Consider the following 25976-nt stretch of genomic DNA (forward strand, 5'->3'; position numbering starts at 1 on the left):
ATCATGGTGTTTTTTCCTTTTCAAGAACTGACTTGTCTTGTATAATCTTTTGCGAAGAAGACTTCTCTACTGCCGATTTTTCCTGTACTTCTTCAGTCTTTGGATCTCGTATAAAAATAGATATACGCCGGTTTTCAGCAGCATATGGATCCTTTTTATTTTTCAAATCCCGATCTGCATAACCTTCAACACGCAAAATTCGTTTCTCATCAAAGCCACCACGCACCAACATATAATAAGCCATCTGTGCACGTGCTGTTGAAAGTTGCCAATTATCATAAACAGCACTACGATAAGGACGTGCATCAGTATGCCCACTAATCACGACATCCCCTTGATATTTCGCAATAATTCCTGCCATACTACTAATTAAATCAATAGTCCGCGCTGTTGGAACAGATAAGCCAACTTTAAACATTTCATATTTTGGCTGATCCATTAATTCAATCATAACGCCTTCTTTAATCGGCTTCACATGAGCCAATATATTGCTGTTTTCCCCCTCTATAAAATCCGTTAATTCTTGTGCAAGAGCACGAGAATTCTCAGAAGAATTATTTTCTTGTATAGATTCTTTTACCAACGTTTTTTGCTTTTGGTCTTTTCTTTTTTGAGAAAAATCAATATTTTCTCTCCAATAATGCGGAGAAAAAGGATCATGATGCTCTGTTCCTAGTTGTAAATTTTCTTGAGAATCACCAACTCCCTGCCCTACAAGATCCCCTTTTTCAAACTGCTGCTCGGAAGGATTTTTTGCGTGGTGTTCTGATTGAACAATTTTTTCCAATCCAGGATAAGGATTATGCATTAACTCTGTTTCCTCCATAGCATTTGACTTTTCTGACTGATCATCATCTCTACGCTCTTGATCAAGAGAACTTTTTTTATCTTGTTCAATATCTTTGTGTTGAATACCCCGATTACTTGTTTGGGGATCTACAAGTTTGATTGGATTAAAATAGTTTGCGATGGCTTCCTTTGTCTCATCATCCTGGACGTTAACAAGCCACAAGACGAGAAAAAGCGCCATCATTGCTGTCATAAAATCAGCATAAGCAATTTTCCAAACACCACCATGATGATCATCATGATCTCCATGTTGCCCACGACGAACAATAATAATTTCAGAAGAAGATTGTTGGTCTTCAGATTTCATTGTATCAACTCCTTCAACGTCGTCAGCAATGGAGTAAGCTGTGTAGCAATAACCATTTCACCACGATGTAAACGTAACTCTGTACTTTTGGTCGGTTGAAATTCAAATTGAGATGAATCAAAATCACGCTGTTTTTTGAGCTGTTCAAATAATTTTTCATTCCCCTCAAGAACTAAAGGTTTCCCTGCAGAAAGAGCCTGATCTAATATTTTTGTAGCAAATTCCTGAAGTGCTTCTTCTGTAATTTTTTCACCAATAAATACGGAAAGAACCTGTGCAATCTCTCGAGAAATTTCTTGACGCAAATCAGAAAATTCTTTTGTTAATTGACGCTGTACATTGGCTCCTAGCGATTCAACCATACTTTGTTTAGCCGCTTCAATAGCTTTTGCATGCTCTTCTTCCAAACATTTCTTTTCTTCTTCAAACTGTTTTTGCAATTTTTCTGTTACCTCTTGCACAGCTTGATCAAAAGCTTCTTTTCGAGCTACTTCAACATCAACAACCCCTTCAGAAGGGAAAGATAATATTTCTTCCATATATTCTTCTGAAGGTTTAGTATCAGATAATGAACAGTCTTTCTGCTTCTCATTATTATACATGAGTTCGCTTTCATCATCAGAAGGCAAAACCTCTATATCTCCAGCAGAAATGTAGCGGGATGAAAAATCACTCAGAAAAGAAGATAAGGGAAGACTTACCTGTTTTTCAAATTTTCCACCTGTTTGTTCCATTCTATTTATCACTTCCATTTAACGTTTCACTTTACAAATCTATACAGCCACAGTTGTGTCAGTATCATGGACCCATTCACGCAAAACTCCAGCAAAACGTTCTTCATCCATTGCAATCATTTGCTCAAGACGATTCTGTGGTGGAACACGCATACGATTGCGTAAATTGTGAAGTGTATCATTATTTGTGCCTGTAACGCCACCAAATTCTGCATTATCTTGATATTGGTGTTCTAAAGCAGGTATATTTCCAAGACCAGCTACAGCATTTTCACTGTTTTCAAGTGCCTTTTTTCCTTCCCGCATTTCCCGCATCAAAGGACGTACCCCTAAGAATAAAATCAAGAAAACAGCAATTACTAAAGCAACTCCATTGATCAAACCAGATGTATAACGTGACAATGATTTCCAAAGAGGCTCTTGAACAGGTGCCATATCAGCCTCAGAATTACCAACGAAATCGACGGCTGTAACATTAATGATATCTCCGCGTTTTGGATCAAGTCCTGCTGCCGTTGCCACCATCTGCTGGATACGATTTACTTCATCATTAAGAGCATTTTCAGAGGTTGGTTTTGTACCATCTGGAAGAACCAAACGCGCACGATCTACCACGATAGCAACAGCTAATTTCTTCACACTATAACCATCACTAACTGTAGAAATAGTCTTAGAGTTAATTTCATAATTAGTAATCTCTTCACGGCGATCTTTTTTATCGGTTGATCTTTCTCCACCACCATTAGCAATTTCTTCTTGCGGAATATTTTGTTCTACGCCGACAGCATCACTATTACGGTTATTTTGGCTATCAGCTTGATCACGCACGGAACGCACGGAACGCACAACCTGTGATTCTGGATCAAAAACGGTCTCATTTGTCTGACGACGATCTGTATCTAAAACAACTTGTACACTAGTTTGAAAATGATCAAGACCAAGATAAGGAACCAATTGTTTACGAATATTCGCATCAATTTGCGAAGCAACCTGTTGCTCAAGAGATGCCATCATCATCGAAGCTCCATTCATTGCATCCACTCCAGATGCAAGCAACTGTCCACGTGTGTCCATTACTGTCACTGAGCTTGCTTCAAGTGAAGGAACAGCTGCCGCTACTAATTGACGAATAGACTGAGCAAATTCAACTGCAAAACCACTATTAGTGCGAATTACAACAGAAGCAGTAGGCTTCTGGTTAGCCTTACGAAATGATCCTTTATCTGGTAAAACAATATGGACACGTGCTGCCTTTACACCTTGTACAGCTTGAATCGTCCGTGCGATTTCACCTTCTAAAGCACGTTGGCGTGTAATTTCTTGCATAAAAGACGTAAGCCCTAAAGATCCCATATTATCGAACAATTCATATCCAGCATTATTTGATGTTGGTAGTCCTTTTTCGGCAAGAAACATTCGTGCTTGCTCTGCTTGCCCCACAGGAACCTGAACAGTACTACCATCAGAAGAAACATCAAAAGCAATCCCTGCTTCACCCAACGCCATTCCCATTCGATTCACATCATCACGTGAAAGACCAACATAAAGTATTTCATAAATAGGACGCGTTAAATAAAAGCTAGAAAACAAAATTGTTCCAAACAAAGTTAATCCAACCATACCAAGCGCAATAAGGCGCTTTACTCCTAGTTTATGAAGCGCATTTCCAGAAGAAGAAAGAAAAGCCAAAAATTTATCAAGCATAGATTTGCACCATTATTATTGAAAAGACAATCTCGCGTAAAACAAAGAAAACAGCTGTTAAACAACTGTTTTCCTACTCCTACTGCTTAAATCATAAAAAACAAAACTTGCGTGAAAATGATGCCTGTTTTTGATAGAAAACCCATGATATGCTTATATCATAGATTTATTTAAAGGTAATATTTCGCTATCATGCCATCTTTATCTATTCTAAATAACACAATAATACTGTGCATAATACATTGCGCCATCATGTAGACATATTCTTGCCATATAATCGCTGGTAATCGCCGGTCATTTTATTGAAAATCGTAAACTTTTTCAAAGGTCCTTTAGAATGTACAAAAATTACCTATTGCGGTATACGCTTATAAGTACTGTATTCTTTCATTTTTTAAGTGGTAATTCTCTATATGCTGCTCCACAGAGTGATTCCATACCTACAGGAAATGAGAACACAGCCCTTAATCTGAATAATGGTACAGTATGGACACTCAGAATTAATAAAAGGGAAACAGAGGGAGAAGAGCAAAATGCAAGTCAGGATTTACCTGTTACTGATCAACTACGCTCCACTTTTTCTACCATTAATCTCAATGACAGTACCATTATTTTTGACAAACCAACAGATGATCAATATCAGATATTATATGTAGGTCCCTTACCAACTACAGAGCGAAATGAAGAGAGAGGTGCATCTCAACGAAGTACGCCTTCCTTATCAAAAGTCTATAATGCAACAGGCAATGCAAAAATTCACTTCAATACAAAATATAGTAGCGCGCTTGCAATAAGAGATCAAGAAACAGACCAACTTGTAATTAATGGTAGTGTTTCAGGAACAACGACAATTTATGTCAACAGTATCAAGGGAAAGAAGAAACCAAAAAGTGCTCCTATTCCTGACAGAAGTGGTACCCCACTTGTCTATAATAAAAGTGGTATCTCACTCATCCAAGTTTCTGGAATAGCAAATAAAGACTCCTTTAAATTGGCAAATGGCTATACCACAATAAATAATTCTCCTTATAAATATATTCTTGCTGTCTATGCTCCTGAGCATTCTCGTCGTAACCATAATCAAAGTATGTTTGCTCTATATCAGCCATATTGGGATTTCCGTTTGCGAAATGCCTATCTCGACCCTAAATCAAAGGTGAAAGCTCTGGTCCCACAAATGGCCAGTTATTTGGTGATGCCAAATGTTTTATTCTCTGCTGGTTTCTCTGATATCAATCAGCAAAATGCATCCTTATCCAATCTCCGGGCTATGTCATTGGAAAATGATAACAATAAGAAAAATGCTTTCTTCTTATCTTCTTATGGCAATACAGCAACTTTATCATCCAAACATACTGCTATGGAATATGGTTATGGAGCTGATCTTCGCTACAGTGCTCTACAATTAAGGGTCGCGTTAGGTGTTCTGGAAAATCAAAGTACCACAACAAACTTCGGCTTGTTAGGCTCTTATGGACAAGTATCTTTCACTCCAAAAGACATGGAAGGTGCTGCCAAGAGCACACTTGATAAGTGGTCAATTTCAGCCTTTAGTAGTATACATCATCAGAACAACTTGTACCTTGATACACTCTTTTCCTATGGCCGTGTGAAAGGAAATATTAAAGTTGCTGATATTGGTGACATTGCAAAATTGGATGACGTCAACACATTGAGCGCCTCTGCAACTATTGGTCAACAATTTGCAACTGGTGTTGAAGGGTTGGTCTTTGAATCACAAACACAACTTGTTTATCAGCGCTTGATATTTGATAATATTTCAGATGGTAATAATCTTGAAATCGATATGAATGATCCTAACCGATGGTTGGTTCGTATTGGTGGACGTTTAAACAAAACTGTCACCGCAGCAGAAAACGCTCATATTATTTCTTTTTATGGAAAACTAAATGTGATCAAAACTTTTGCTGATAGAAATACAATACAAGTTATCGATAATTTCAATCTTGATTCTATGGGAACTTCTGTTGAAGGTGGGGTAGGAATTAATGCGCAATTGAGTAAAAAGATTGGACTGTATGGCGATGTCAGCCACCAACACAAACTTCAAAAAGCAGGTATATCAGCAACCTCTCTCTCAGGTGGAATACGTTACCGTTTCTAAAACAATACTGATATTAGTTTCAATAAAAAGGGCAGTATAAAATACTGCCCTTTTTATTTTATTTCACTTCCCTCTTTTTAAAAAAGGCCCAAATATTAAGTCTCCATTATATTTTATTTCTTTGATTAGTTATTCTTAACTATATCCATCATTTTTATAAAAATAGAAAACTTATCAGTATTTTAAATTGAGCTTATAATAAGCCTCTATACTAGAAAGATTAAAGATAATATTATGTTATTGTTTTAGCATTCATTTTAAATATAAATATGAAAAATGAGCTCTTTATTAAAAGAATAATTTAATACATTATGTATTGTTAATAATAATATATAATACATTATGTATATAAATAATAAATATTATTTATCTTTATATAAAATAATTTTTATCTTTACATATAAGGAAAAATAATTTACTTCATCCAATAGGAATTATCGATTCAATATCCTTCTTATAAGCGGGGGGGATATTTTGGGTTTTATAAGTTAGGACAATCTTTATGTGTAAAAATTATCTTCTATCGTGTACAGCTGCGGCTGCTATAATTTTGTTTGGTGCTCATTTTAATGTTGCTGCTGCAGCTGGTGATGAGAAAAGCATCTCTATAATTAATGGCGCCTTTAGGGATGCCGGTAAAGGCAAAACTTATGAAGCTCCGGAATTAGAAAAAAGTGCTCTTTACGTAGGTGATAAAAAAGAAGAAATTGACGGAGCTGAAGGTACTGGCGATAAAGCTAGAAATGATGGAAAAACAGGTGGTACAATCACAGGTGAAGATTTAACACTAATTGGCAATGCTAGGAAACAAGGAATCGGCGCAACAGCTAGAGGGTCGAACAGTAAAATTATTCTAAAAGGCACAACAACTATTAAAGATCTTGATTCTGGTCTTTCTGCGGGTGATGGTGGTACAATCACAATGGAAAGTGGTACCATTGATGTCAGTGACACTGCCGTAAGAGTTAAAGGTAAAGATACAACTATTACACTAGGCGATGTAAAGATTACTTCAAAAACGACAGGTATTGATTTAACAGATGGAGCTAAATTCACGATGAAAGGTGGCTCTATTGAGGCCGATGAAACTGCTGTACAAGCTAAGGATGAAGGTACAACCGTTACATTAAGCGATGTGGACATTACTTCAAAAAAAGAAGGCCTTAGAATAGAAGAAGGTGCCGCAATTGTAGCAAATGGTGGTTCTATTACAATAAAAAAGGATGGCGTTTATGAGAATGCTCCTGGGAAAGCAGTTGTTGCTTCTGGAGAAGGGACTAGCGTTACATTAAATGATGTAGAAATCTCTTCAGATAACATTGGTATTGAAATAGAGGATAAAGCAATATTAAATATGACCAGCGGTTCTATTAAAGCAGAAAAAGACGGTGTTACTTTTGTAGACAGTAAAAATAATAAAAACAAACTAAAAGATACAAAAATTAGCGTTGTCAAAGGGTCTGGATTTAAAGCCGAAGGAAGCACAGTTTCTTTAGAAAATGTTTCCATTCAATCTAAAGAAGGCACTGGTCTTTCTGTATCTGGGAAAGAAGCAGTTGTTAAAATGACAGGTGGTACAATTGATGCGCACGAGGCTGCATTCGTTGTAGAAAACGGTGCAAAAATTGATATTTCCAATGTTTCTGCAACAGCTGCTAAAAATGGCCTAGAACTTAGAGATGAGAATGGTGATCAACAAAATAATGTTAATTTCACGAATACAAAACTTACCGTTGAAAAAGGTGTAGGTATTCTTGGAGACAAATCTGGAAAAGATGCTATCAAACTCAAAAATTCAGAAATACGTGCTGATCTTTTATTAAGATACACTTCTAAAGATGACAAGGAAGCATCTCTTACACTCGATGCAGATCATTCAATCTTAGAAGGTGGTGTTAGAACTGAAGACAAGGCTAAAACAGTCTTTAATCTGACCAATGGTACAGTATGGACGCTTAAAATCAGTAAAGAAGAAAAAGAAGAAGGTGCAGATGAAGATGGAGCATTGCTTGATATTTCTCAAAGATCACACTCTACTGTTTCTACGCTTAATCTCGATAACAGTACCATTGTTTTTGACAAACCGACAGATGGTCAATATCAGATATTACATGTAGGACCAGCAATACCAGAAGTTGATCCAGCACGACCTGCTCTTCCAAACGATGCGAAAAAAGTCTATAATGCGAAAGGCGATGCAAAAATTTACTTCAACACTGAATGGAGTAGCGGACTTAAAACAAAAGATCAAAAAACAGATCGACTTGTAATTAATGGTGATGCTTCAGGAACAACGACAATCTATGTCAACAGTATCAAGGGAAAGAAGAAACTAGAAGAAAATGCTTCTGTTCCTGCAAATGAAAATGGTCTCTCACTCGTCCAAGTTTCTGGAGAAGCAAATAAAGACTCCTTTAAATTGGCAAATGGCTATACCACAATAAATAATTCTCCTTATAAATACACTCTTAATGCCTACGGTCCTGAGGATTCTAGTAAAAGTGAAAATCAAAGTCTGTTTGGTGATGGCCAATCATATTGGGATTTCCGTTTGCAAAATGCCTATCTCGACCCTAAATCAAAGGTGAAAGCTCTGGTCCCACAAATGGCCAGTTATTTGGTGATGCCAAATGCTTTATTTTCTGCTGGTTTCTCTGATATCAATCAGCAAAATGCATCCTTATCCAATCTGCGGATTATGTCGTTGGAAAATGATAACAATAAGAAAAATGCTTTCTTCTTATCTTCTTATGGCAATACAGCAACTTTATCATCCAAACATACTGCTATGGAATATGGTTATGGAGCTGATCTTCGCTACAGTGCTCTACAATTAGGGGTCGCGTTAGGTGTTCTGGAAAATCAAAATACCACAACAAATTTCGGCTTGTTAGGCTCTTATGGACAAGTATCTTTCACTCCAAAAGACATGGAAGGCTCTGCCAAGAGTACACTTGATAAGTGGTCAATTTCAGCTTTCGGTAGTATACATCATCGGAATGGCTTGTACCTTGATACACTCTTTTCCTATGGCGTTGTGAAAGGAAACATTAAAGTTGCTGATATTGGTAACATTGCAAAATTAGATGACGTCAACACATTGAGTGCTTCTGCAACCATTGGTCAACAATTTGCAACTGGTGTTGAAGGGTTAGTCTTTGAACCACAAGCACAACTTGCTTATCAGCGCTTGATGTTTGATAATATTTCAGATGGTAATGATCTTGAAATCGATATGAATAATCCTAACCAATGGTTGGTTCGTATTGGTGGACGTTTAACCAAAACTGTCACTGCAGCAGAAAACGGTCATATCATTTCCCTTTATGGAAAACTGAACATGATCAACGCTTTTGGTGATGGTGATACAATACAGGTTGCGGATAATTTCCATCTTGACCCTATGGGAACTTCTGTTGAAGGTGGTGTAGGAATTAATGCACAATTAAATAAAAAATTGGGATTGCATGGTGACGTCAGTCACCAACACAAACTTCAAAGAGCAGGTATATCAGCAACCTCTTTCTCAGGTGGAATACGTTACCGTTTCTAAAACAATACTGATATTAACTTCAACAAAAAGGGCAGTATAAATACTGCCCTTTTTTATAATAATTCTATTCACGAAACCTATATTCTCTTCATCCCCGAAAACCCTCTTTCTATCCGCTTTTTCATCAAGAGATAAAAGCACTATTAAATGAATGCGGAAAGAAAGAGTATGAAATCATAAATGATCTTTATTATCAAAGTCTACCTTTTGGGACGCTTCTGAAGACCACAAAGCTCTAAGAAGAATAAAGATTTATACATAAAGAAGAAAATAAAGTACATTACCTCTTTACTAAAGTCGCATTAACCTATCAAAAACGATACTGCAGCTTTCCGGAAAAAGATGCCCCAGACATACCAGTTTTTGATAACCTTTGCTGATAACTAGCATCACCATGTACAAAAATATTGTTAGTTAACTGCACATTAACACCTAAACCACCCTCAATAGCAGAGCCCATAGAATCAAGATAAAAAGTATCACCAACTTCTATGGTATCGCTAAAACTAAGAGTCTTTATAATGTTCATTTTTCCATAGAAAGCAATGAAACTATTCTTTTCAACAACAGGAAGCGTTTTGGTTAAACGACCACCTACACACATTAACCATTGATGAGGATCCTTCATATTAACTTCAAGATTATCGCTATCTAAAATAGTACCAAACATCAAACGTTGATAAACAATTTGCGCCTGCGGTTCAAAAGATACACTTTTATTACCAGTTGCTAATTTGTGACCGACAGTTGCAGATACACTTAATATCTTTTTATCATCAAGTTTTGCTACATTATCGACAACAGCAGCCTTAATATGCCCTTTCAAGATACCATAAGAAAAGAGCGCATTCATATACGAATTGTTATCATGCTGCATATTACCGAAAACTGAAATGGACCACTTATCAAGAGTACTTTTAGCAGAATCTTCCATATCTTTTGGCGTAAAAGATAATTGACCATAAGTTCCTAACATACCGACACTGGTAACCGTATTTGCATTTTCAAAAGAACCTAACACAGCACCAGTTTGTAGAGCAGCATAACGTACATCCGCACCATAACCATATTGCAACGGATTACGAATAGATGAAAAAGTTTTTGCATTACCATAAGAAGATAAAAAGACAGAACTCGTCTTTTTACCTGCAACATTTAACGTTTCCTGCACATCAGCTAATATACCATTCTGATTACTGATATCAGAGAAACCAGCAGAAAATAAAGCATTCGGCATAACCACATAACTAGCCATTTGTGGTACAAGGGCTTTCACTTGTGATTGGGCATCAACATATCCATTTGACAAATTGAATTTCCAAATACCAGAAGTTTCTCTTTTACTATTAAGAACATACCTATAAGGCAAGCTATTAAATACAGTATAACCATGAACTAATTGGAAGGACTTTTTATTTGCAGCTCCACCACGAACCTCAATAATCGTAACTCCTTCCTTTGGCAAAATAACTGCATTTTTAGTAACACGTGTTGCACTACGGTTTTCCTCTACATTCTGATCTTCAACGTAATTAATATGAACTTTAGTAGTACCGAATACATCAGTTTTGGTGATTATAAGTTTATCAGAACCGTATTTATTAGAACCGTTTTCATCAGAACTGCTCACCCCCATATTAAAATGAATATTAACATTACCAACTGCTATATAATGTCCCATCTCACTTTGTTTGAGATCTTCTATGCGTAAAGTTTGGTAAATACCACTACCTTTTTGATCAAATATAACAGTACTATTATTAAGTGTAAGCATATGCAGAACAGATTCTTGCTGCTCCTTTGCTCTCAGTTTTTCTTCACTAATATTAAAATTAACTGGTATGATCCATTTTGAATCGTCTTTAAGAGTTAAAAATGAATATTGCACTCCTTCAGCTTGTGCTGAACCTTCTAGAATAGAATGACTTGCAGAAACTCTCAACATGTTAACGGAAGGTAAAACCTCTTTATCACTAGCATAACTTCCTAATAAAATATTAGAACGAATTTCTGAATTTTTAAGTGACACAATACCTGATTGAAATGCCATAATACCTACTTCGCTAAATAAAATTTTTGTATTGGTAAGATCTACAAGACTTGGAGCAACGAAACTTATACCACCGCTTCCGTTCTTGTCACTAGCGCTCTTAGAGGGCATCTTATCATATCCAAAAAAAATACCATACCCATCACTTATTTGTCCATCAGGATTCTTAATATTTATAACTGAATCTTTTAAATGCACTTCAGTTGCACCTCCAGGCATTATACCTACAATACCTGCCTGTATATCAATTCCTGTAGCACTAAATGCTCCAATACCATTAGCCAAAATCCCTACAGAAACTGCCTTAAATGTTCCTCCATTAATAACAAGAGGCGCACCCTTTGGTTCGATTGCAACGATAGGTACCCCTGAAAATCCATCATTTACTACACTGTGATTGCCATTAACTTCAGCCAAAACGTAAAACACATTCAATAAGAAAAAACTCAAAAACGTAAAGATTATATATAGCATTTTGTGCATAATTTACCCTACCATTAAACTATAAAATTTAAAACGGATTTTATATGCAACAAAAAATATTATATGTAAAGTTATCAATCTTGGTTATCATTTTCACTAAAGCATGAGAGATATTGATAATGTTCTTAATAAATCACAAATAAATTCAAGTATTTAAATCATTATTGACTATTGATTTATTTTGATTTTAGCATCATAATGAATTTTTATTAATGGAGACTGTTGTTTATGTACATCAGATTTTTCTGGACCTGAATTCACAGAGAACAATGCTGGTAGTCTTCTACTGGGAATTTAGGTGCGATTGTTTCTATCCCAACTATTTTATTTAAATATAATATTTACAAGCAAAATTATTATAAGATGAATATAGTCTATATTTATACTTAGTTATAATAAATGGAAAACTTAAACAAAGTTTATACTGTTAGCGATATAGTATAAAGTTAACTAATAATGAGTACGGCCTATTTAGTAGCTTACAATGTGTTCTTAATTAGTCTTATAATTTCAAACGCTAAATGTTCAATAAGAATTTATAAATTATAATATTTTTTTCAAATATATCCTATTAAAATATATATAGTAGCTTATAAAAGAAACTAATATCATATCTAGTAGGAATAAATTATAATTCTATTAATTTTATTAAAAATAATTAATACAATAAAACTAATTTATAAGCTTAAATATAACTTTAAAAAGATCTTATTAAGCTTCCAACTAATAAATTCCATCCATCAACTAATACAAAAAATAGAATTTTAAATGGTAGAGAAATAACCGTTGGTGGCAACATCATCATTCCCATTGACATTGTCAACGTAGCCACGACAAGATCTATCACTAAAAAAGGAAGAACAATAAGGAAGCCTATTTCAAACCCACGACGTAATTCAGAAATCATAAAAGCAGGAACTAAAACTCGAAAATCAATATCAGAACCTGTTTTAACTTGAAGAGAAGAATCAGAGAGATTAACAAACAAGTCAAGATCTTTCTCACGGACCTGCGATATCATAAATTCTCGAAAGGGCTGACTAATTTTTTCTATCGCTTGTTGTTCACTGATTTTATTATTTACTAAAGGCTGGACCCCCTCCTCCCATGCCGTATTAAATGTCGGAGCCATTACATAAAAGGACATAAACAAAGCTAATGAGACCATCACAAGATTGGAAGGCGTTGTTTGTAATCCTAAACCTGTTCGCAACAGTGAAAAAGCAATGGCAAAACGAGTAAAACTGGTAACCATGATCAATAAACCAGGAGCTACTGATAAAATAGTCAATAGGCCGAAAAGTTGGACTATCCGTCCACTAATTGAACCTTCAGGATAAGAAAATAATCCAGCAATACCACTAGCATTCTCAGCACCTGTTTTTTGCGCAAAAGCAACTGTTGTTGCTAACAAAAATATCATCAATACAAAGCCGCCAAGCCGCTTCATGATTCTACTACCAAACTTGAAATCAAAATATTACTTACTTTATTACCGGAACGAACTCTGGCACGATCTAAAAGATCAGCACGCAAATTCATTAACCCTGACGGCCCTTTAACCTGATCGATTGTAACTTGTCGCAAAAATGCTAAAAAATCATTTGATATATCAGCTGTCAGTGTAGCTTCAATATTCTCATCAGGCTTAATAACTAAAGAGACTTCCATTCGAATCCAAGCATTTTCTGGTACTGCAATATTAGTTAAAATAGGGGGCAAAGTAACAATATGGGAATCAGCAGCAATAAGATTCTCTGGAGTTTTAGTCATTGGTAACTCTTTTAAATTACTAGAAGTTGGCGCCATCTCCCGACTCACCCATGCTCCTAAAAACCACCCAGAAACAGCAGCAACCAATGTCAAAACAAATCCAACAATCAGAAAAACTTTTATGCTACTTTCCCGTTGCACAATGTTTTCTTCTTTTTTCGACTCTTCTGCCATAAAAATTCCCTGTCACATAAATCTTGTCACATAAATAATGTAATTAAAAGTTACTTTTGATAAGTTTCTATTTTTTGATAATGAACAATAAAATTAATTATATATTCATTCTCTAAAAAGGCGCAATCTGATTGAGTAATTGCTGACCATAAGGAGGTTGTTGTATTTCACTCATACGTCCACGGCCTCCATATGAAATGCGCGCTTCAGCAATTTTATCATAATCAATCATATTATTGCCTGAAATATCACGTGGACGAACTAATCCTACAATATTGAGAATACGCAATTCATTATTAACCCGAACTTCCTGTGAACCATTAATGACCAAATTACCATTTGGCAAAACATCTGTTACAATAGCTGCAATAGACAAACGAATATTTTCTTGTCGTTCTACCTTAGTATCCCCTTTAGACTGACTCGATGAGCCACCTTCAATACTACCAGCTAACTTGTCCATAAATGAATATCCGGCTCCAATTGTATATTTGGAATTAGAATCACGCTTTAAATCACTTTTATTGTTTAAACTAGCACGATCATTAATGAAAATTTGCACGGTCAATACATCACCTGGCTTCATTGCACGCGGATCCCGATAAAAGCTACTAGCGCTTGAACGATAAAGCGAATATCGACTTTCACTCGGTGCTGGTGGATAAATACTTGCTGCATGCGAAGAAGCATATCCTAAATCAGCACGAACCGGTGAAAAATTTGGTGCTGAATTAAAATCTTTTACATTATAAGAACAACTGGCTAATATTATAGACATGGTAGTCAAACCAATTATTAAATATAAGAAAGAAGAGTATTTATTTGTACTTTTTATCTGTTTTACTTGCATAATTATACTATCTTTACTTCTATCGCATATTGCATTTATTTCTTTTTTGTTGATGCTTGTTGTGCACTCACTAATATTTGAGTTAATTCCGCTGATTTTTCAGGCGGTAATTCATTCATAATAGCACTCGACACTTTAGGACTCAGCTTAAGTACAAGCGAAGCTGCAACAAGATCATTCATCAAAGCCAATTGAGCAGCTGCAGCGTCAGGACGCATTTTCGTAATAATTTCAACTAAAGAACTCTCTGCCATTGATAAAAACTCATTGCGTTTATTAAGCCAAATTTGATATTCGTTCTGCTTTTCTTCTAAAATTTTCACACGTTCACTAATTTGATCACGTAATTCTTGTAATTGTTTGCGTTGTAACTGAAAACGCGCATCTGCAGCCTGACTCCCAATATTGCTACAAAAACGCTCTATTTCTTCTGTACTTACTCCAGATATCCCCTCAGATCTTCCTCCAGACTTCTCTTGTATCAATGAAACAATAGGAGCTTTCGTATCTACCTCAGTCTCTATTGCCTCCTTCGGCTGAACTGACTGATGGGATACAGTTTCAATTTTTTGTTTAGGCACTTCAGTAGAAACTGGTGACTGTTCTACATTTTCTATAGATTCTACATTTTCTATAGATGAAGCAATCTTATTTGGTGCAGGAATTGGCACAGGTGCATTTTTCACATATCCCCTCCCAACCGGAAAAGCCATAAATATTACTATAAATAAAGAAAAAACATAAAAACGTAATTTTATCATTGGACAACAAGCTCCGCATGAAGAGCGCCTGAGGTTTTAATTGCCTGCAGAACTGCTATAATTGCTGTTGGTTTGACACCAATTTGATTTAACCCTTTAACAAGACTATCTAAATCGACGCCATTCAAAATACCAATATTAGAGAGTGGCTGATCAACATCAATTGATGTTCTCGGAACCACAATTGTATCACCTGTTTCACTAAAAGGATTAGGCTGTGAAACACTCGGTTCCTCCGTCACACGTACTGTTAAGCTACCATGTGAAATAGCAACACGTGAAACACGTACTTTTTCACCAATAACAACAGTTCCTGTACGTTCATCAACAACTACACGCGCCACCTCATCAGTAGGAATAGGTAATCCTTCAATGTCAGCAATAAAGCGTGCGATTGAAATATTACGCGGTTTGTTTAAAACAATAGTTTTCGCATCACGCTCTCTAGCAACACTTTGTTTATAACGCTTATTAGCAAAAATATTAATGAGATCAGACATACGGACTGCTGTCGAAAAATCCGAATTCCGTAACTCTATAATAATCTCGTTACTATGGTTGAAATTTCCATCAATCTTGCGTTCTACAAGTGCACCATTTGGAATACGACCCGATGTAGGCACACCTTGAGTTACACTTTCTGCAGCTCCCTTAGCCCCAAAACCGGAAATAACCATATTGCCTTGTGCCACCGCATAAGTTTTACCATCTGCTCCAAGGAGCGGTGTCATCACTAATGTGCCCCCTTGTAAAGATGTTGCATCCCCCAAAGAAGAAACCATTACATCAATCCGTGATCCTGGAGTTGCAAAAGGCATCATTTCAGCAGTTACAATAACAGCAGCTATATTATTAACACGCGATGCACCCGCAGGAGGGCTAATTCCTAAATTATCCAGCATAGCTCGCATAGATTGTTCTGTAAAAGGTGCGTTTCGTAAAGAGTCACCAGTACCATTTAAACCAATCACCAAACCATAACCCACTAATTGATTAGAACGAACACCTTGGATAATCGCAATATCTTTTAAACGAGCTACTGCACTCGAACGCGCTAAATCTGAATAATGCATTTGTGCAGGATGACCGCCCGACCCCAACCAGGCAGCATCAGCTTCCACTGTAGAGTTATATTGTTCAACATTTTTCCCGCCTTCATCTGCAAATGCTGGAATAAAGAGAATCCAAAAAGACAAGAAACAAGCAAAAAAACGCATAATCATTAAAAACCTACTCTTACATCACCATTTTGCAAAACGGTTCCCGTAACCACACGCCCTGAATCGGAATTGCGAACACGAATGACATCACCAGAAGATCCCGACTGTAAAACAACTCCTAGAGCTGTAATTTGCAAATTATGTGTTTGGAAAATCAACTTTGTTGCCTGACCACGCTCTACCAAAACTGGATCTCCTAAAGAAGAAAGAGGAATAGGCCGACCTGCTGTTAAGGTACGTTTTGCTACTTTGTGAAGAATTTGTTTCATATCCGTCACATACAAGGAGGCTGCATCAGATTTAATAAAAAAATGCTTTTCGCTTAAACCCATATCACTTACACGTTGACCAGCATAAATAGACTTATCAGGAACCAGAAAACCAATCCGATCAGCATAAGCTGCTGTTAATAAAAAAAACGAGAGAAAAAAACTTATGAGAAAAAGCGAAAAATTTTTCATACCATTTACCTCAGATTTTTAGAAACAACTGCTGCCATTTCATCTGATGCTTGAATTACTTTAGAATTCATTTCATAAGAACGCTGTGCTGCAATAAGCTCTGTCATTTCTTTGACTGGATCAACATTAGAAGCTTCAAGCATTGCTTGCATAATGCTGCCATATCCATCCTCCTTTGGATCTCCTGGAACCGGTGCACCAGAAGCTTGCGTCTCACGGAAAAGATTATCCCCTATTGGCTCTAGACCAACCTCATTGACAAAATTAACTAAACGAAACCGTCCCGCTTCCACAGCATTAGGATCTGTATCCGTTTGATAATAAACTGTCCCATCAGGGCTGACTGTGACATTTTTGCTCCCTATAGGAATAGTAATAACAGGCTGCACTAAATTGCCCTCCAATGTTACTATCTGCCCTGTTTCACTTAAATTAAAAGCACCTGAACGAGTATAAAAAACATTGCCATTGGGATCTTGTATTTCAAACCAACCATTTCCATTAATAGCGAGATCTAAGGCATTACCAGTTTGCACAAAAGCCCCCTGGGTATTAATCGTACGAACAGCAGCAGTACGCACACCCATCCCAATCATTGCTCCTTCAGGTATAACAGCTTGATTAAGCATATTAGGAACACCAACTGCACGATCTGCAACATACATCAAATCTGCAAATTCTGCACGCCCACGCTTGAAACCCGTCGTGTTAATATTCGCCATATTATTAGCAATAACATCAAGATTAGTTTGCTGGGCAGCCATACCTGTTGCCGCAATTGACAGTGATTTCATGACCATAATTTTTTCCTATACTTTTCTAAACACTATCGTGCTCATGCTAATCTAAACACTATCGTGCTCATGCTAAATTTGCATCCGACTTACTTCAAGATATGCTTGTACAAGCTTGTCACGGAGAGCGATAGCTGTACTTAAAGACCGTTCAGCTTCCATTACCGAATTTACAACTTCGCGCACACCAACATCACTTCCAGAGATTCTATCTATGGAAAGACTTTCTGCTGTTTGTAATTTTGTACCAACAACTTCTACAACCTCAGATAAAACCTGATCAAAACTGACATTGTTTCCTACTACACCAGGCAAGATTTGCTGCCCATTAAGACTACTCATTTGTTTGCTGGCTTGCCCCAAAGAATCAAGGGTATTGTGTGATACAACAGAAGTAAATGCTTCAATCATTTTATATGCTCCTACAAAATTCAAAATAAAACCTATTAATTAAGGTGATAAAACAGCTTATCCTTTTAATAAATCAATCGTTTGTGAGATTAAATCGCGTGCTTGGCGAATTACTTGTAAATTTGCTTCATATGAGCGATTTGCTTCACGCATATCTGCCATTTCTATAATCGAATTCACATTAGGATATTTCACATAACCATTACTATCAGCAGCCAAATGACCTGGTTCATAACGCATAATAAAAGGCGCTTTATCAGTGCTAATCCGTGTTACATGTACACCTTGTGCATCAATGTAAGGATTAAGCGTCGCTTCAAAGCTCACTGTTTTGCGCTGATAAGGTCGAGCACCTGGAGATTTTCCCGTTGAATTCGCATTGGCTAAATTTTCAGCAATAACACGCAAACGTGTTGACTGAGCACTCAAACCGGTTGTAGCAATTTGTTCTGCTGCAATAAGACGATCAGACATCTTTAAGCTCCTCCTCTAACTGTTGCCATTGTCATTCGATGAAAAGCTTTTACAATAGCAGTATTAAGAGATATTTCGCGACTAACATCCCCTCCTTTACGCATTTCTTCTTCTAAATTGACATCATTACCTGAATGCGTAACTTCCATAACATTTTCAGGGCGGATAATATGCGTTTCCATACCATTTTCGGTTATATCCATATGATGAACATTCGTCACAGCCATAGAAATCGTTTTATTTTGTAAAACGGCTGTAAAGTCCTCTACATCACGGGCTTTATACCCCGGTGTATTTGCATTCGCGACATTACTCGCAATTGCCTTTTGGCGAACAGATAACCAATTTGCTTGTTTATTTGCCATCTCAAAAAAATTAACCGAATCCATAATTCTTACCCTTTTTACTTCAAACCATCATAATAAAGAAAACTTGTGCGAGACTTGCTTTCGCATTTTAAATCTACAAGAAAATGAAATCATACCCAGCCCCGCACTATAGATGTCTTTACAACACCTTACTTTTATCAATCATAATAACAAAATATTAACTGCCATGAATGAATTAACTTCCTGACTTGATAAACAATATACGCATCACACTTAATCATCGCGATGCTACCCTTCATTTCTTTGATAAGAAGAAATTTTCACAACTCAACCAAGAAAAAACTTATCTTGTTTATGAAGGCTTAACTCAAAATTAATCTATACGGTTTATCAGCAATGGGAGAGAAATCTTTTCAAACAGTATTCCTTTTTCTATCAACAGATTCACATAGAACTTTGCAAACATACTCTTAATTTATTAGATTTATAGAAAACCGATCAAGCTTTCTAAACACCCTATGTTGCCTCTTTCAAACTTCTCTAAATACATCATAAACCATGAAAAGAAAAAATACTAACCAAACACAAGCCTGTACACAACAAAATGTAATCTCTTGAAAAATAATTCTCCCTTTTACCGCTAGCAACTATTACTGACTTTTCAATAACTTAGCTAATTCTTCATAGGGATCACTGATAAGTGCCATATCGGGACTTTGCTTCATTGCAGCATAAATAGATGGGACTAAAAAAACTGCTTGATCAAGAACATGGTCTGTCCCTGGACGATAAGCACCCATAGCGCGTAAATCACGTGTTTCTTCGTAGCGAAAAATCATCTCTTTCAAATTTTTAACCAATGTACATTGTTCAGGGGTCCAGTTATAAGATGCCAAACGTGAAATAGAAGAAAGGATATCAACGGCAGGAAATCTTCCCTGTGCAGCAATGGCACGATCAAGAACAATATGACCATCCAAAATCCCACGAATAGTATCAGCAATGGGATCATTATGGTCATCACCATCAACCAATACTGCATAAACACCCGTAATAGATCCTTTTCCTTCCCTGCCGGGACCTGCACGTTCCAATAAACGGGGCAATTCACTAAAAACGCGTGGAGGAAATCCACGTGAAACAGGTGGCTCATGAGCAGTAATAGCAATTTCTCGAGTTGCTAACGCATAGCGCGTAACAGAATCGACAACAAGCAAAACATTATCTCCTAAAGAAGAAAAATATTCAGCAATTGTTGTCGCCATAATTGGGGCTAAACGGCGCATCATCGGACTTTCATCACCCGTTGCGATCACTCCAATCAATTTGTGTAATTTATCGTGTAATACATCATCAAGCATATCACGCACTTCACGGCCACGCTCTCCTGTAAGCGCTAAAACAACCGTATCAAAATGATCAGCTTGCATCATCATAGACAAAAGAGTCGATTTCCCTACCCCAGAACCAGAAAAAACCCCAATGCGCTGCCCAAAGCAAAGGGGCGTGAAAATATCAATAACCTTAATGCCCGTGCGTAATCCTGCACCCACACGCGCACGTTTCAGTGCTGGAGGTGCATAGGTCTCAATTGCCATATTTCGTGGCCCAGAAGATAATCCTCCCTTGCCATCAATAGCCTCTCCAAAAGCATTAACAATTCGTCCACACCAAGAACGATCTGGAGCAACAAAAAGAGGACCTTTTGGAAAAACAGAAGCAGAAAGCATAGGAACGACAGTTTCATCATAAGGTTTAATTAAAACGCTTTCTTCATTAACACGAATAATTTCACCTCGTAGAAACTGTGACTCACACTCAACGGATACTGTATCACCTAATAAGACAGACTGTGATAAACCACGTGCAACTAATGTCCCTCGTGCTACATCGCTAATAACACCACCTTGACTCACAAGGTGAGAATAATGATCGTTTTTGTGTTTTGCAAAATCAAGCAATCGATTTAAAGCAGTAGGAGAAGGAGGTGTCTCAATTATGTCAGTATTTGAATCAGCATTTGTTACATCTTTGAGAAGATTTACCGTATCATCTGATTCCTCAGCATGAATATCAGTATCTTTTGCATCAGCAAGAGAAGAATTTATAACTGAATCAGTTGTTGGCGTAGCATTAACTAAAACAACTTCTGGCATAAAATTATTTTCACTCTCTAGCATCATACATACTCTTCAATACAAAGCCTCTATGATCAAATATTTATACTTTTCCACTCAAAATTTGAATAGATTTAGAACGCATTTCTTCTTGCTGACGAAGCATTGATTCAACACGTTCAAAAGCACGGCTTACTTCAATAAGGCGAGTCATCTCTATCACACCATTCACATTCGAACTTTCAATATACCCTTGCACAACAGTATCACCGCTTCCCCCTTCTGATTGAAAAGCTGCTTTATCAGGTATCACAGAAGAATTCGGTCCATAACGCAACTGGGTACCTGGCTGAAATTGAAATAAACCAATTTTCCCAACGAATGCATTATCTTGATAGATACTTCCATCAGCTACAATACGTGGTGTCCCCCCTGCTGGATTAAGCTGAATTGGTGCCCCTCCCTCATCTAAAAAAGGTAACCCTGTTACAGAAACCAATCCCCCTTCCGGAGTCATAATCATTCGTCCATCACGAGTATACACTTGTCCGAAAGATGCTTGCATAGAAAAATAGGAATCGCCTACTACAGCAATATCAAGCGCATTACCCGTCTCTACCAAAGAACCACGATCAGTGGAAATATATCCCTTGCCAGCACTTGTGAAAAACACACGATCACCCTGTTCATGTGCAACGGAAGACAATAATGTATCAAACTTCATACCACCCGCTTGAAAACCTGGTGTATTCACATTTGCCATATTTTGCGCAATAGTCTCCATCCGCCGTTCCAAGCCAATTTGGCCTGAAACACCCACATAAATCGGATTTTGCATATACCTAGTCCCTTCTGAATCTTATCAATACTTACTTACAGACCACCCTGTTTGAAAGATTGTAAAGCCATTATTGTTTCATTTGAAAAAGCTAAACCTCTACCTACATTTGATCCTTGCAAAATCATTAAAGCAGGATTAACAACTGTTTGATTTTGTACATCATACATAGCAGAAAATTTTGCAATGAGGTGTTCTAACTTCTTTGGATCTTGTAAATCCTTAAGTGACATACGCGACTCTAACAAAGATTTTTGCACTTCAATTGGCGACGTAAGCACATTCTCAGAAATATTGAAGGCCTTAAAAATAACAGCTGATAAAGCCTTATCGCTCAAAATCTGATAAGCCCAATTTTTTTCTGTCAGAACATTATTCTGCACCATTCCTCCGATAGTCCGAGTGAAATACAAAGCAAGACGTGTCCCCTCATTAACTTCGCCTACTTCAACTTCTAATGTTTGTTGCATATATTTATTCACGGTGACCGTTTTTGCACTCTCTCTTTGTGTCGCTTTCTCACCATATTTGCTAAAATTAAATGCCTCTGCAAATTGCTGATAACGCTTATCTACTAATTGAGATGCATACTCAGGATCTGAAAGAACCTTACGAATCATGCCTTTAGCAAAAATCATATCTTCCAATCCATAAGCTTTCATAGCATAATTATAGATTTTATCATTTGCCAAAAAATCATCAACCGACTTCACACCAATAATATGCTTAACATAATAGTCTGTCTCACGTTTGACTTGTGGCTTTTGAAAAAGCCTATCAAACGTTTGCTTCATATTATCAATTGTACTTCTATAACTCGTATATGTGCTAATCACAGGAAACCCCTCTCTACACAAGCCCCAATTTAAAGCATAAAACTTGCCTAAAGCTTATGATAAAACCACTTTATTATTAACGTAAGAAATATTTCACAAGTCTTTATTAATAGATAAAATGCTTTTTATTTTTAAATTATTATATCTCTTAACACTTTTATAAAATATTGTAATACTTTTATACAATATTAAGAAAATAAATGGTAAGTTTTACACAAGCATAGACATTTATTTCTCCACAAAAATTAAAAATAAGGAGCTCACAGCCTTGGGTGTTATTATAGGATTAATAATTATTTTTGGATGCATACTTGGCGGTTATGTCGCTATGGGAGGTCATCTTGATGTTTTAGTACAACCATGGGAATTTGTTATCATTTTAGGCTCAGCTATTGGAACATTTATTGTTTCCAACCCTATTCCCGCTATTAAAGACACATTGCAAGCAACGATAGAAGCAATGAAAGATGCTGTTCCAAAACAAAAAGATTTTTTATCACTATTGGGTTTACTCTATGTTCTTATGCGGGAAATGCGTTCAAAATCAAAATCTGAAATGGAAGCTCATGTTGACAATCCAAAAGAATCTGCGCTTTTCCAGCAATATCCTCTGATCTTAAAAGATGAATCTTTAACCAATTTTATTTGTGACTATTGCCGTCTTATTGTCATGGGAAATACACGCCCTTTTGAAATTGAAGCTTTAATGGATGAAGAAATTCATACAATTTCATACGATTCTCAAAAACCCTATCAAGCAATGCAAAATATGGCTGATGCTCTTCCAGCTCTTGGAATTGTTGCAGCTGTTTTAGGTGTAGTTAAAGCTATGGGAGCCATAAGTGAACCACCAGAAGTATTAGGACACTTAATTGGAGCTGCTCTTGTAGGGACCTTTGCTGGTATTTTTTTCGCTTATGGTATCTTTGGCCCTCTTGCCTCAAAAATAAAAACGGTACGCAATAAAAAAGTGCGTATTTACATTGTTGTTAAACAAACACTGTTGGCTTACATGAACGGCGCAATGCCACAAATAGCACTCGAGTACGGTCGTAAAACCATCTCAGCAAAAGACCGTCCAACAATTGATATTATGGAACAACACGCAATCGCTAGTCAAGGTAGTGAAAAAGAGGCCGCCTAAATATGACTGAACCGATCGAAAAACAAGAAAACGAAGAAAAAGCGCAAGAAGATAAAAAACAAGATGCGCTGACCCAACATATTTTACGTGCAGCTGGCCTATCAAGTGATGACCTCATGTCATTTCAATATGTCTTCCGTGATGCAGCAAGTAATCTGTGTATGCGCTTAAGCAATTATACCTCTTTAAAATTTACGACAGATGTACAATCACTTGACACACTGAAAGCGGATCAGATTACTCAAGCAATTGGAACAGAAGCACTTCTGGTTTATTTCAACTCCGATCGTTGGGGAAATGACGTTATTTTTGTTCTTGATGCAACACTCGTAGAACTAGCAACAGAAGTATTTTTTGGGGCTTCAGAACCCATGGTAACAAATCGCAATGGACGCCCTTTTAGTCCGATAGAAAGAAAAGTCGGTGCAACTTTTGGAAAATTGTTAGCCTATGCGTTAGATGGTGTTTTTGGTATCGGTGATGGATCACTTTTAATCTTCAAACAAACATGTAAAGCACAAGAATTTAATGCGGAAACATTTAACCAATCACAAATGTTTTCCTGCACTCTCGGAGTGAAATGCGGTGAAGTGGAAACCTACGTGAATATTTTAATGCCACGCACTTGCCATCGCCCTATCCAAGAAGCCGTTACACGTGCACTCCGCGCTCCTGCAAAACGAACGGATCCCCTTTGGGCCAAACGTTTAAAACAAGAAGTCAGTCGTTCACGTGTACGCATTGAAGCTTTTATTCAACAGGGATCAATGACTTTAAATGAATTATCTACCCTCAAAGTAGGGCAGATTTTACCCCTTCCTGCCAATGCTGCGAAACAAATCAGGTTACGCAGTGGCAATAAATCACTTTATAAATGCTCCCTTGGTAAAATTGGGACAAGTTTTTCTATCCGAGTTACAAATCCTATTGATGAAGAAGAGGAAATGATTGATGAGTTGGTTCATGTTTAATTTTATAAGTGCATTTTTGGCTCTCGTCTCATTGAGTGTTTTGATTATTACAATACGCAAACTAGCTGCCACTATCCAAATGGGACGTGAGCTTGCAAAACAAGTTCAAATGGGGACAGCCTGTCTTGATCAAGCCCTTTCAACTCTGCGTGAAGAACATCAAGAATTCCGAGATGAAAATAGAAAAATGGATGCACGGATGATTGAATCGACACGTATTCGACGTGATATTGATCGTTCAATCTCCCATATGGAAAATGTCCGTGATCAATTGAAAAGTGATTTCAATCAGTTCCGCAGTATTTTAGCTACACAAGCTCATGGTCCATCTGCAGCATCTGGTGCAATACATACTCTTCGCCGGCAACCTATCGTTCCTAAAAGCCTTCCTGTCTTTGTGCAACGCAAAGCGCATAAAACACCTCTTAATGACAAAATACAACTTTTAAAAACAAAATTTTAAAACCTTTAAAGGTAGAAAAAATAGTACGGTGACAGAATGACTAATGACATAAAAAACCCCGGAATTCCTAAAGGAATCAATCCTGCAACAGCACCCAACCCCACAACACCAAAAGTTGGAGAAGGTATAGCGCCAAAACCCGGAATGCCAGGAGGTTTTGGTGCTGGAGCACCACGACCAGGAACAGCAACACCTAACCTTAGAACAAATCCAGGCACTCCTTCTTTTGGAGGTGAAGCAGCAGGAAAAACAACTATTGGAGGTACAGGTGCTTCAAATGCGCCCAAAAGCCCAGGTGATACATCCAGTAATACAGAACTCATTATGAGTATTCCTGTTGAAGTTCAAGTCGTACTTGGTTCAACAACTATGCCAGTCGCAACCTTAATGGATTTAGGAAGAGGTGCAGTTATTACACTTGACAAACAAATTGGAGATCCTATTGATATCGTGGTCAATGGCCGTATTATCGCCCGCGGCGAAGTCATTGTTCTAGAGGATGATCCTTCTCGTTTTGGGGTTAGTCTTACCGAAATTATTGATAAATAACTGATT

Annotated in this window: 23 protein-coding genes; 6 read left to right on the top strand and 17 right to left on the bottom strand. The window is 37.0% G+C overall.

Annotation, left to right across the window (positions count from 1 at the left end):
* Nucleotide 1 precedes the first annotated feature (1 nt).
* The 3 genes from Bho11B_RS05545 to fliF are packed head-to-tail and all read right to left on the bottom strand — an operon-like array spanning nt 2 to nt 3594.
* Nucleotides 2-1156, bottom strand: coding sequence for a flagellar motor protein MotB (locus Bho11B_RS05545; RefSeq protein ID WP_078673866.1), 1155 nt, complete (start codon nt 1154-1156; stop codon nt 2-4).
* Nucleotides 1153-1908 (bottom strand): hypothetical protein, encoded by a 756-nt coding sequence (locus tag Bho11B_RS05550; RefSeq protein ID WP_078673867.1) that lies wholly within the window; start codon nt 1906-1908, stop codon nt 1153-1155. Before Bho11B_RS05550 ends, Bho11B_RS05545 begins: the two co-directional genes overlap by 4 nt.
* A gap of 21 nt (nt 1909-1929) precedes the next feature.
* Nucleotides 1930-3594, bottom strand: coding sequence for a flagellar basal-body MS-ring/collar protein FliF (gene fliF / locus Bho11B_RS05555; protein ID WP_035007148.1), 1665 nt, complete (start codon nt 3592-3594; stop codon nt 1930-1932).
* A 337-nt stretch (nt 3595-3931) separates the two neighbouring features.
* Here fliF and Bho11B_RS05560 point away from each other — a divergent pair, with 337 nt between their 5' ends.
* Nucleotides 3932-5719, top strand: coding sequence for an autotransporter outer membrane beta-barrel domain-containing protein (locus tag Bho11B_RS05560; protein ID WP_078673868.1), 1788 nt, complete (start codon nt 3932-3934; stop codon nt 5717-5719).
* A gap of 502 nt (nt 5720-6221) precedes the next feature.
* On the top strand, nt 6222-9272 hold the full coding sequence (locus Bho11B_RS05565; protein WP_078673869.1) for an autotransporter outer membrane beta-barrel domain-containing protein: 3051 nt from the start codon (nt 6222-6224) through the stop codon (nt 9270-9272).
* Nucleotides 9273-9582: 310 nt separating this feature from the next.
* Here the strand turns inward: Bho11B_RS05565 and Bho11B_RS05570 are convergent, their stop codons facing one another.
* From Bho11B_RS05570 to Bho11B_RS05635, 14 genes are all read right to left on the bottom strand, one after another.
* A complete protein-coding gene (locus Bho11B_RS05570; RefSeq protein WP_245289115.1) occupies nt 9583-11751 on the bottom strand; it encodes an autotransporter outer membrane beta-barrel domain-containing protein in 2169 nt (722 codons plus the stop codon).
* Nucleotides 11752-12502: 751 nt separating this feature from the next.
* Nucleotides 12503-13255 (bottom strand): flagellar type III secretion system pore protein FliP, encoded by a 753-nt coding sequence (fliP, locus tag Bho11B_RS05575; protein ID WP_078673870.1) that lies wholly within the window; start codon nt 13253-13255, stop codon nt 12503-12505.
* Nucleotides 13252-13752, bottom strand: coding sequence for a flagellar basal body-associated FliL family protein (locus Bho11B_RS05580; protein WP_035007143.1), 501 nt, complete (start codon nt 13750-13752; stop codon nt 13252-13254). Before Bho11B_RS05580 ends, fliP begins: the two co-directional genes overlap by 4 nt.
* Before the next feature lie 112 nt (nt 13753-13864).
* The gene (gene flgH, locus Bho11B_RS05585; RefSeq protein WP_035007412.1) at nt 13865-14530 is read right to left on the bottom strand and encodes a flagellar basal body L-ring protein FlgH; all 666 of its coding nucleotides are present in this window, start codon (nt 14528-14530) and stop codon (nt 13865-13867) included.
* 107 nt (nt 14531-14637) lie between these two features.
* The gene (locus Bho11B_RS05590; protein WP_236829040.1) at nt 14638-15288 is read right to left on the bottom strand and encodes a MotE family protein; all 651 of its coding nucleotides are present in this window, start codon (nt 15286-15288) and stop codon (nt 14638-14640) included.
* Between the two features lie 71 nt (nt 15289-15359).
* Nucleotides 15360-16586: a flagellar basal body P-ring protein FlgI gene (locus Bho11B_RS05595; RefSeq protein WP_078673871.1), complete on the bottom strand. Its 1227-nt coding sequence runs from the start codon at nt 16584-16586 to the stop codon at nt 15360-15362.
* A complete protein-coding gene (gene flgA / locus Bho11B_RS05600; RefSeq protein WP_035007140.1) occupies nt 16586-17044 on the bottom strand; it encodes a flagellar basal body P-ring formation chaperone FlgA in 459 nt (152 codons plus the stop codon). The genes Bho11B_RS05595 and flgA overlap by 1 nt, the downstream gene beginning before the upstream one ends.
* A 5-nt stretch (nt 17045-17049) precedes the next feature.
* Complete coding sequence (gene flgG / locus Bho11B_RS05605; RefSeq protein ID WP_035007411.1) at nt 17050-17838, bottom strand: flagellar basal-body rod protein FlgG; 789 nt, start codon at nt 17836-17838, stop codon at nt 17050-17052.
* 72 nt (nt 17839-17910) lie between these two features.
* On the bottom strand, nt 17911-18249 hold the full coding sequence (locus tag Bho11B_RS05610) for a flagellar hook-basal body complex protein FliE (RefSeq protein ID WP_078673873.1): 339 nt from the start codon (nt 18247-18249) through the stop codon (nt 17911-17913).
* A gap of 57 nt (nt 18250-18306) precedes the next feature.
* The gene (flgC, locus tag Bho11B_RS05615; RefSeq protein ID WP_078673874.1) at nt 18307-18723 is read right to left on the bottom strand and encodes a flagellar basal body rod protein FlgC; all 417 of its coding nucleotides are present in this window, start codon (nt 18721-18723) and stop codon (nt 18307-18309) included.
* A 2-nt stretch (nt 18724-18725) separates the two neighbouring features.
* Entirely contained in the window at nt 18726-19112 is a 387-nt protein-coding gene (gene flgB / locus Bho11B_RS05620; protein ID WP_035007135.1) for a flagellar basal body rod protein FlgB, read from the bottom strand.
* 590 nt (nt 19113-19702) lie between these two features.
* Complete coding sequence (locus tag Bho11B_RS05625; protein WP_153300839.1) at nt 19703-21232, bottom strand: FliI/YscN family ATPase; 1530 nt, start codon at nt 21230-21232, stop codon at nt 19703-19705.
* Between the two features lie 40 nt (nt 21233-21272).
* Nucleotides 21273-22007 carry a flagellar basal-body rod protein FlgF gene (flgF, locus tag Bho11B_RS05630; RefSeq protein ID WP_035007133.1) on the bottom strand — a complete coding sequence of 245 codons (735 nt, stop codon included), beginning with the start codon at nt 22005-22007 and terminating at the stop codon, nt 21273-21275.
* A gap of 35 nt (nt 22008-22042) precedes the next feature.
* Entirely contained in the window at nt 22043-22843 is an 801-nt protein-coding gene (locus Bho11B_RS05635) for a DUF1217 domain-containing protein (RefSeq protein WP_035007130.1), read from the bottom strand.
* Nucleotides 22844-23111: 268 nt separating this feature from the next.
* On the opposite strand from Bho11B_RS05635, the gene motA reads away from it, so the two are divergent.
* The 4 genes from motA to fliN all read left to right on the top strand — a co-directional run bounded on the left by motA (nt 23112) and on the right by fliN (nt 25970).
* Nucleotides 23112-23987, top strand: a complete 876-nt coding sequence (gene motA / locus Bho11B_RS05640) for a flagellar motor stator protein MotA (RefSeq protein ID WP_035007128.1) — start codon at nt 23112-23114, stop codon at nt 23985-23987.
* 2 nt (nt 23988-23989) lie between these two features.
* The gene (locus Bho11B_RS05645; protein WP_078673875.1) at nt 23990-24958 is read left to right on the top strand and encodes a FliM/FliN family flagellar motor switch protein; all 969 of its coding nucleotides are present in this window, start codon (nt 23990-23992) and stop codon (nt 24956-24958) included.
* A complete protein-coding gene (locus Bho11B_RS05650; RefSeq protein WP_035007126.1) occupies nt 24951-25421 on the top strand; it encodes a BAB2_0123 family type IV secretion system effector in 471 nt (156 codons plus the stop codon). Before Bho11B_RS05645 ends, Bho11B_RS05650 begins: the two co-directional genes overlap by 8 nt.
* A 144-nt stretch (nt 25422-25565) precedes the next feature.
* Nucleotides 25566-25970, top strand: a complete 405-nt coding sequence (fliN, locus tag Bho11B_RS06915) for a flagellar motor switch protein FliN (RefSeq protein ID WP_078674107.1) — start codon at nt 25566-25568, stop codon at nt 25968-25970.
* Nucleotides 25971-25976: the final 6 nt, after the last annotated feature.

Source organism: Bartonella sp. 11B, from assembly GCF_002022625.1.
Taxonomy (GTDB): Bacteria; Pseudomonadota; Alphaproteobacteria; order Rhizobiales; family Rhizobiaceae; genus Bartonella; species Bartonella rochalimae.

Bases quoted from the DNA above. Each gene is read 5' to 3' on its own strand.
- Bho11B_RS05545 (WP_078673866.1), bottom strand. From the start codon at position 1,156: ATGAAATCTGAAGACCAACAATCTTCTTCTGAAATTATTATTGTTCGT.
- Bho11B_RS05550 (WP_078673867.1), bottom strand. From the start codon at position 1,908: ATGGAAGTGATAAATAGAATGGAACAAACAGGTGGAAAATTTGAAAAA.
- fliF (WP_035007148.1), bottom strand. From the start codon at position 3,594: ATGCTTGATAAATTTTTGGCTTTTCTTTCTTCTTCTGGAAATGCGCTT.
- Bho11B_RS05560 (WP_078673868.1), top strand. From the start codon at position 3,932: ATGTACAAAAATTACCTATTGCGGTATACGCTTATAAGTACTGTATTC.
- Bho11B_RS05565 (WP_078673869.1), top strand. From the start codon at position 6,222: ATGTGTAAAAATTATCTTCTATCGTGTACAGCTGCGGCTGCTATAATT.
- fliP (WP_078673870.1), bottom strand. From the start codon at position 13,255: ATGAAGCGGCTTGGCGGCTTTGTATTGATGATATTTTTGTTAGCAACA.
- Bho11B_RS05580 (WP_035007143.1), bottom strand. From the start codon at position 13,752: ATGGCAGAAGAGTCGAAAAAAGAAGAAAACATTGTGCAACGGGAAAGT.
- flgH (WP_035007412.1), bottom strand. From the start codon at position 14,530: ATGTCTATAATATTAGCCAGTTGTTCTTATAATGTAAAAGATTTTAAT.
- Bho11B_RS05595 (WP_078673871.1), bottom strand. From the start codon at position 16,586: ATGATTATGCGTTTTTTTGCTTGTTTCTTGTCTTTTTGGATTCTCTTT.
- flgA (WP_035007140.1), bottom strand. From the start codon at position 17,044: ATGAAAAATTTTTCGCTTTTTCTCATAAGTTTTTTTCTCTCGTTTTTT.
- flgG (WP_035007411.1), bottom strand. From the start codon at position 17,838: ATGAAATCACTGTCAATTGCGGCAACAGGTATGGCTGCCCAGCAAACT.
- Bho11B_RS05610 (WP_078673873.1), bottom strand. From the start codon at position 18,249: ATGATTGAAGCATTTACTTCTGTTGTATCACACAATACCCTTGATTCT.
- flgC (WP_078673874.1), bottom strand. From the start codon at position 18,723: ATGTCTGATCGTCTTATTGCAGCAGAACAAATTGCTACAACCGGTTTG.
- flgB (WP_035007135.1), bottom strand. From the start codon at position 19,112: ATGGATTCGGTTAATTTTTTTGAGATGGCAAATAAACAAGCAAATTGG.
- Bho11B_RS05625 (WP_153300839.1), bottom strand. From the start codon at position 21,232: ATGCTAGAGAGTGAAAATAATTTTATGCCAGAAGTTGTTTTAGTTAAT.
- flgF (WP_035007133.1), bottom strand. From the start codon at position 22,007: ATGCAAAATCCGATTTATGTGGGTGTTTCAGGCCAAATTGGCTTGGAA.
- Bho11B_RS05645 (WP_078673875.1), top strand. From the start codon at position 23,990: ATGACTGAACCGATCGAAAAACAAGAAAACGAAGAAAAAGCGCAAGAA.
- Bho11B_RS05650 (WP_035007126.1), top strand. From the start codon at position 24,951: ATGTTTAATTTTATAAGTGCATTTTTGGCTCTCGTCTCATTGAGTGTT.
- fliN (WP_078674107.1), top strand. From the start codon at position 25,566: ATGCCAGGAGGTTTTGGTGCTGGAGCACCACGACCAGGAACAGCAACA.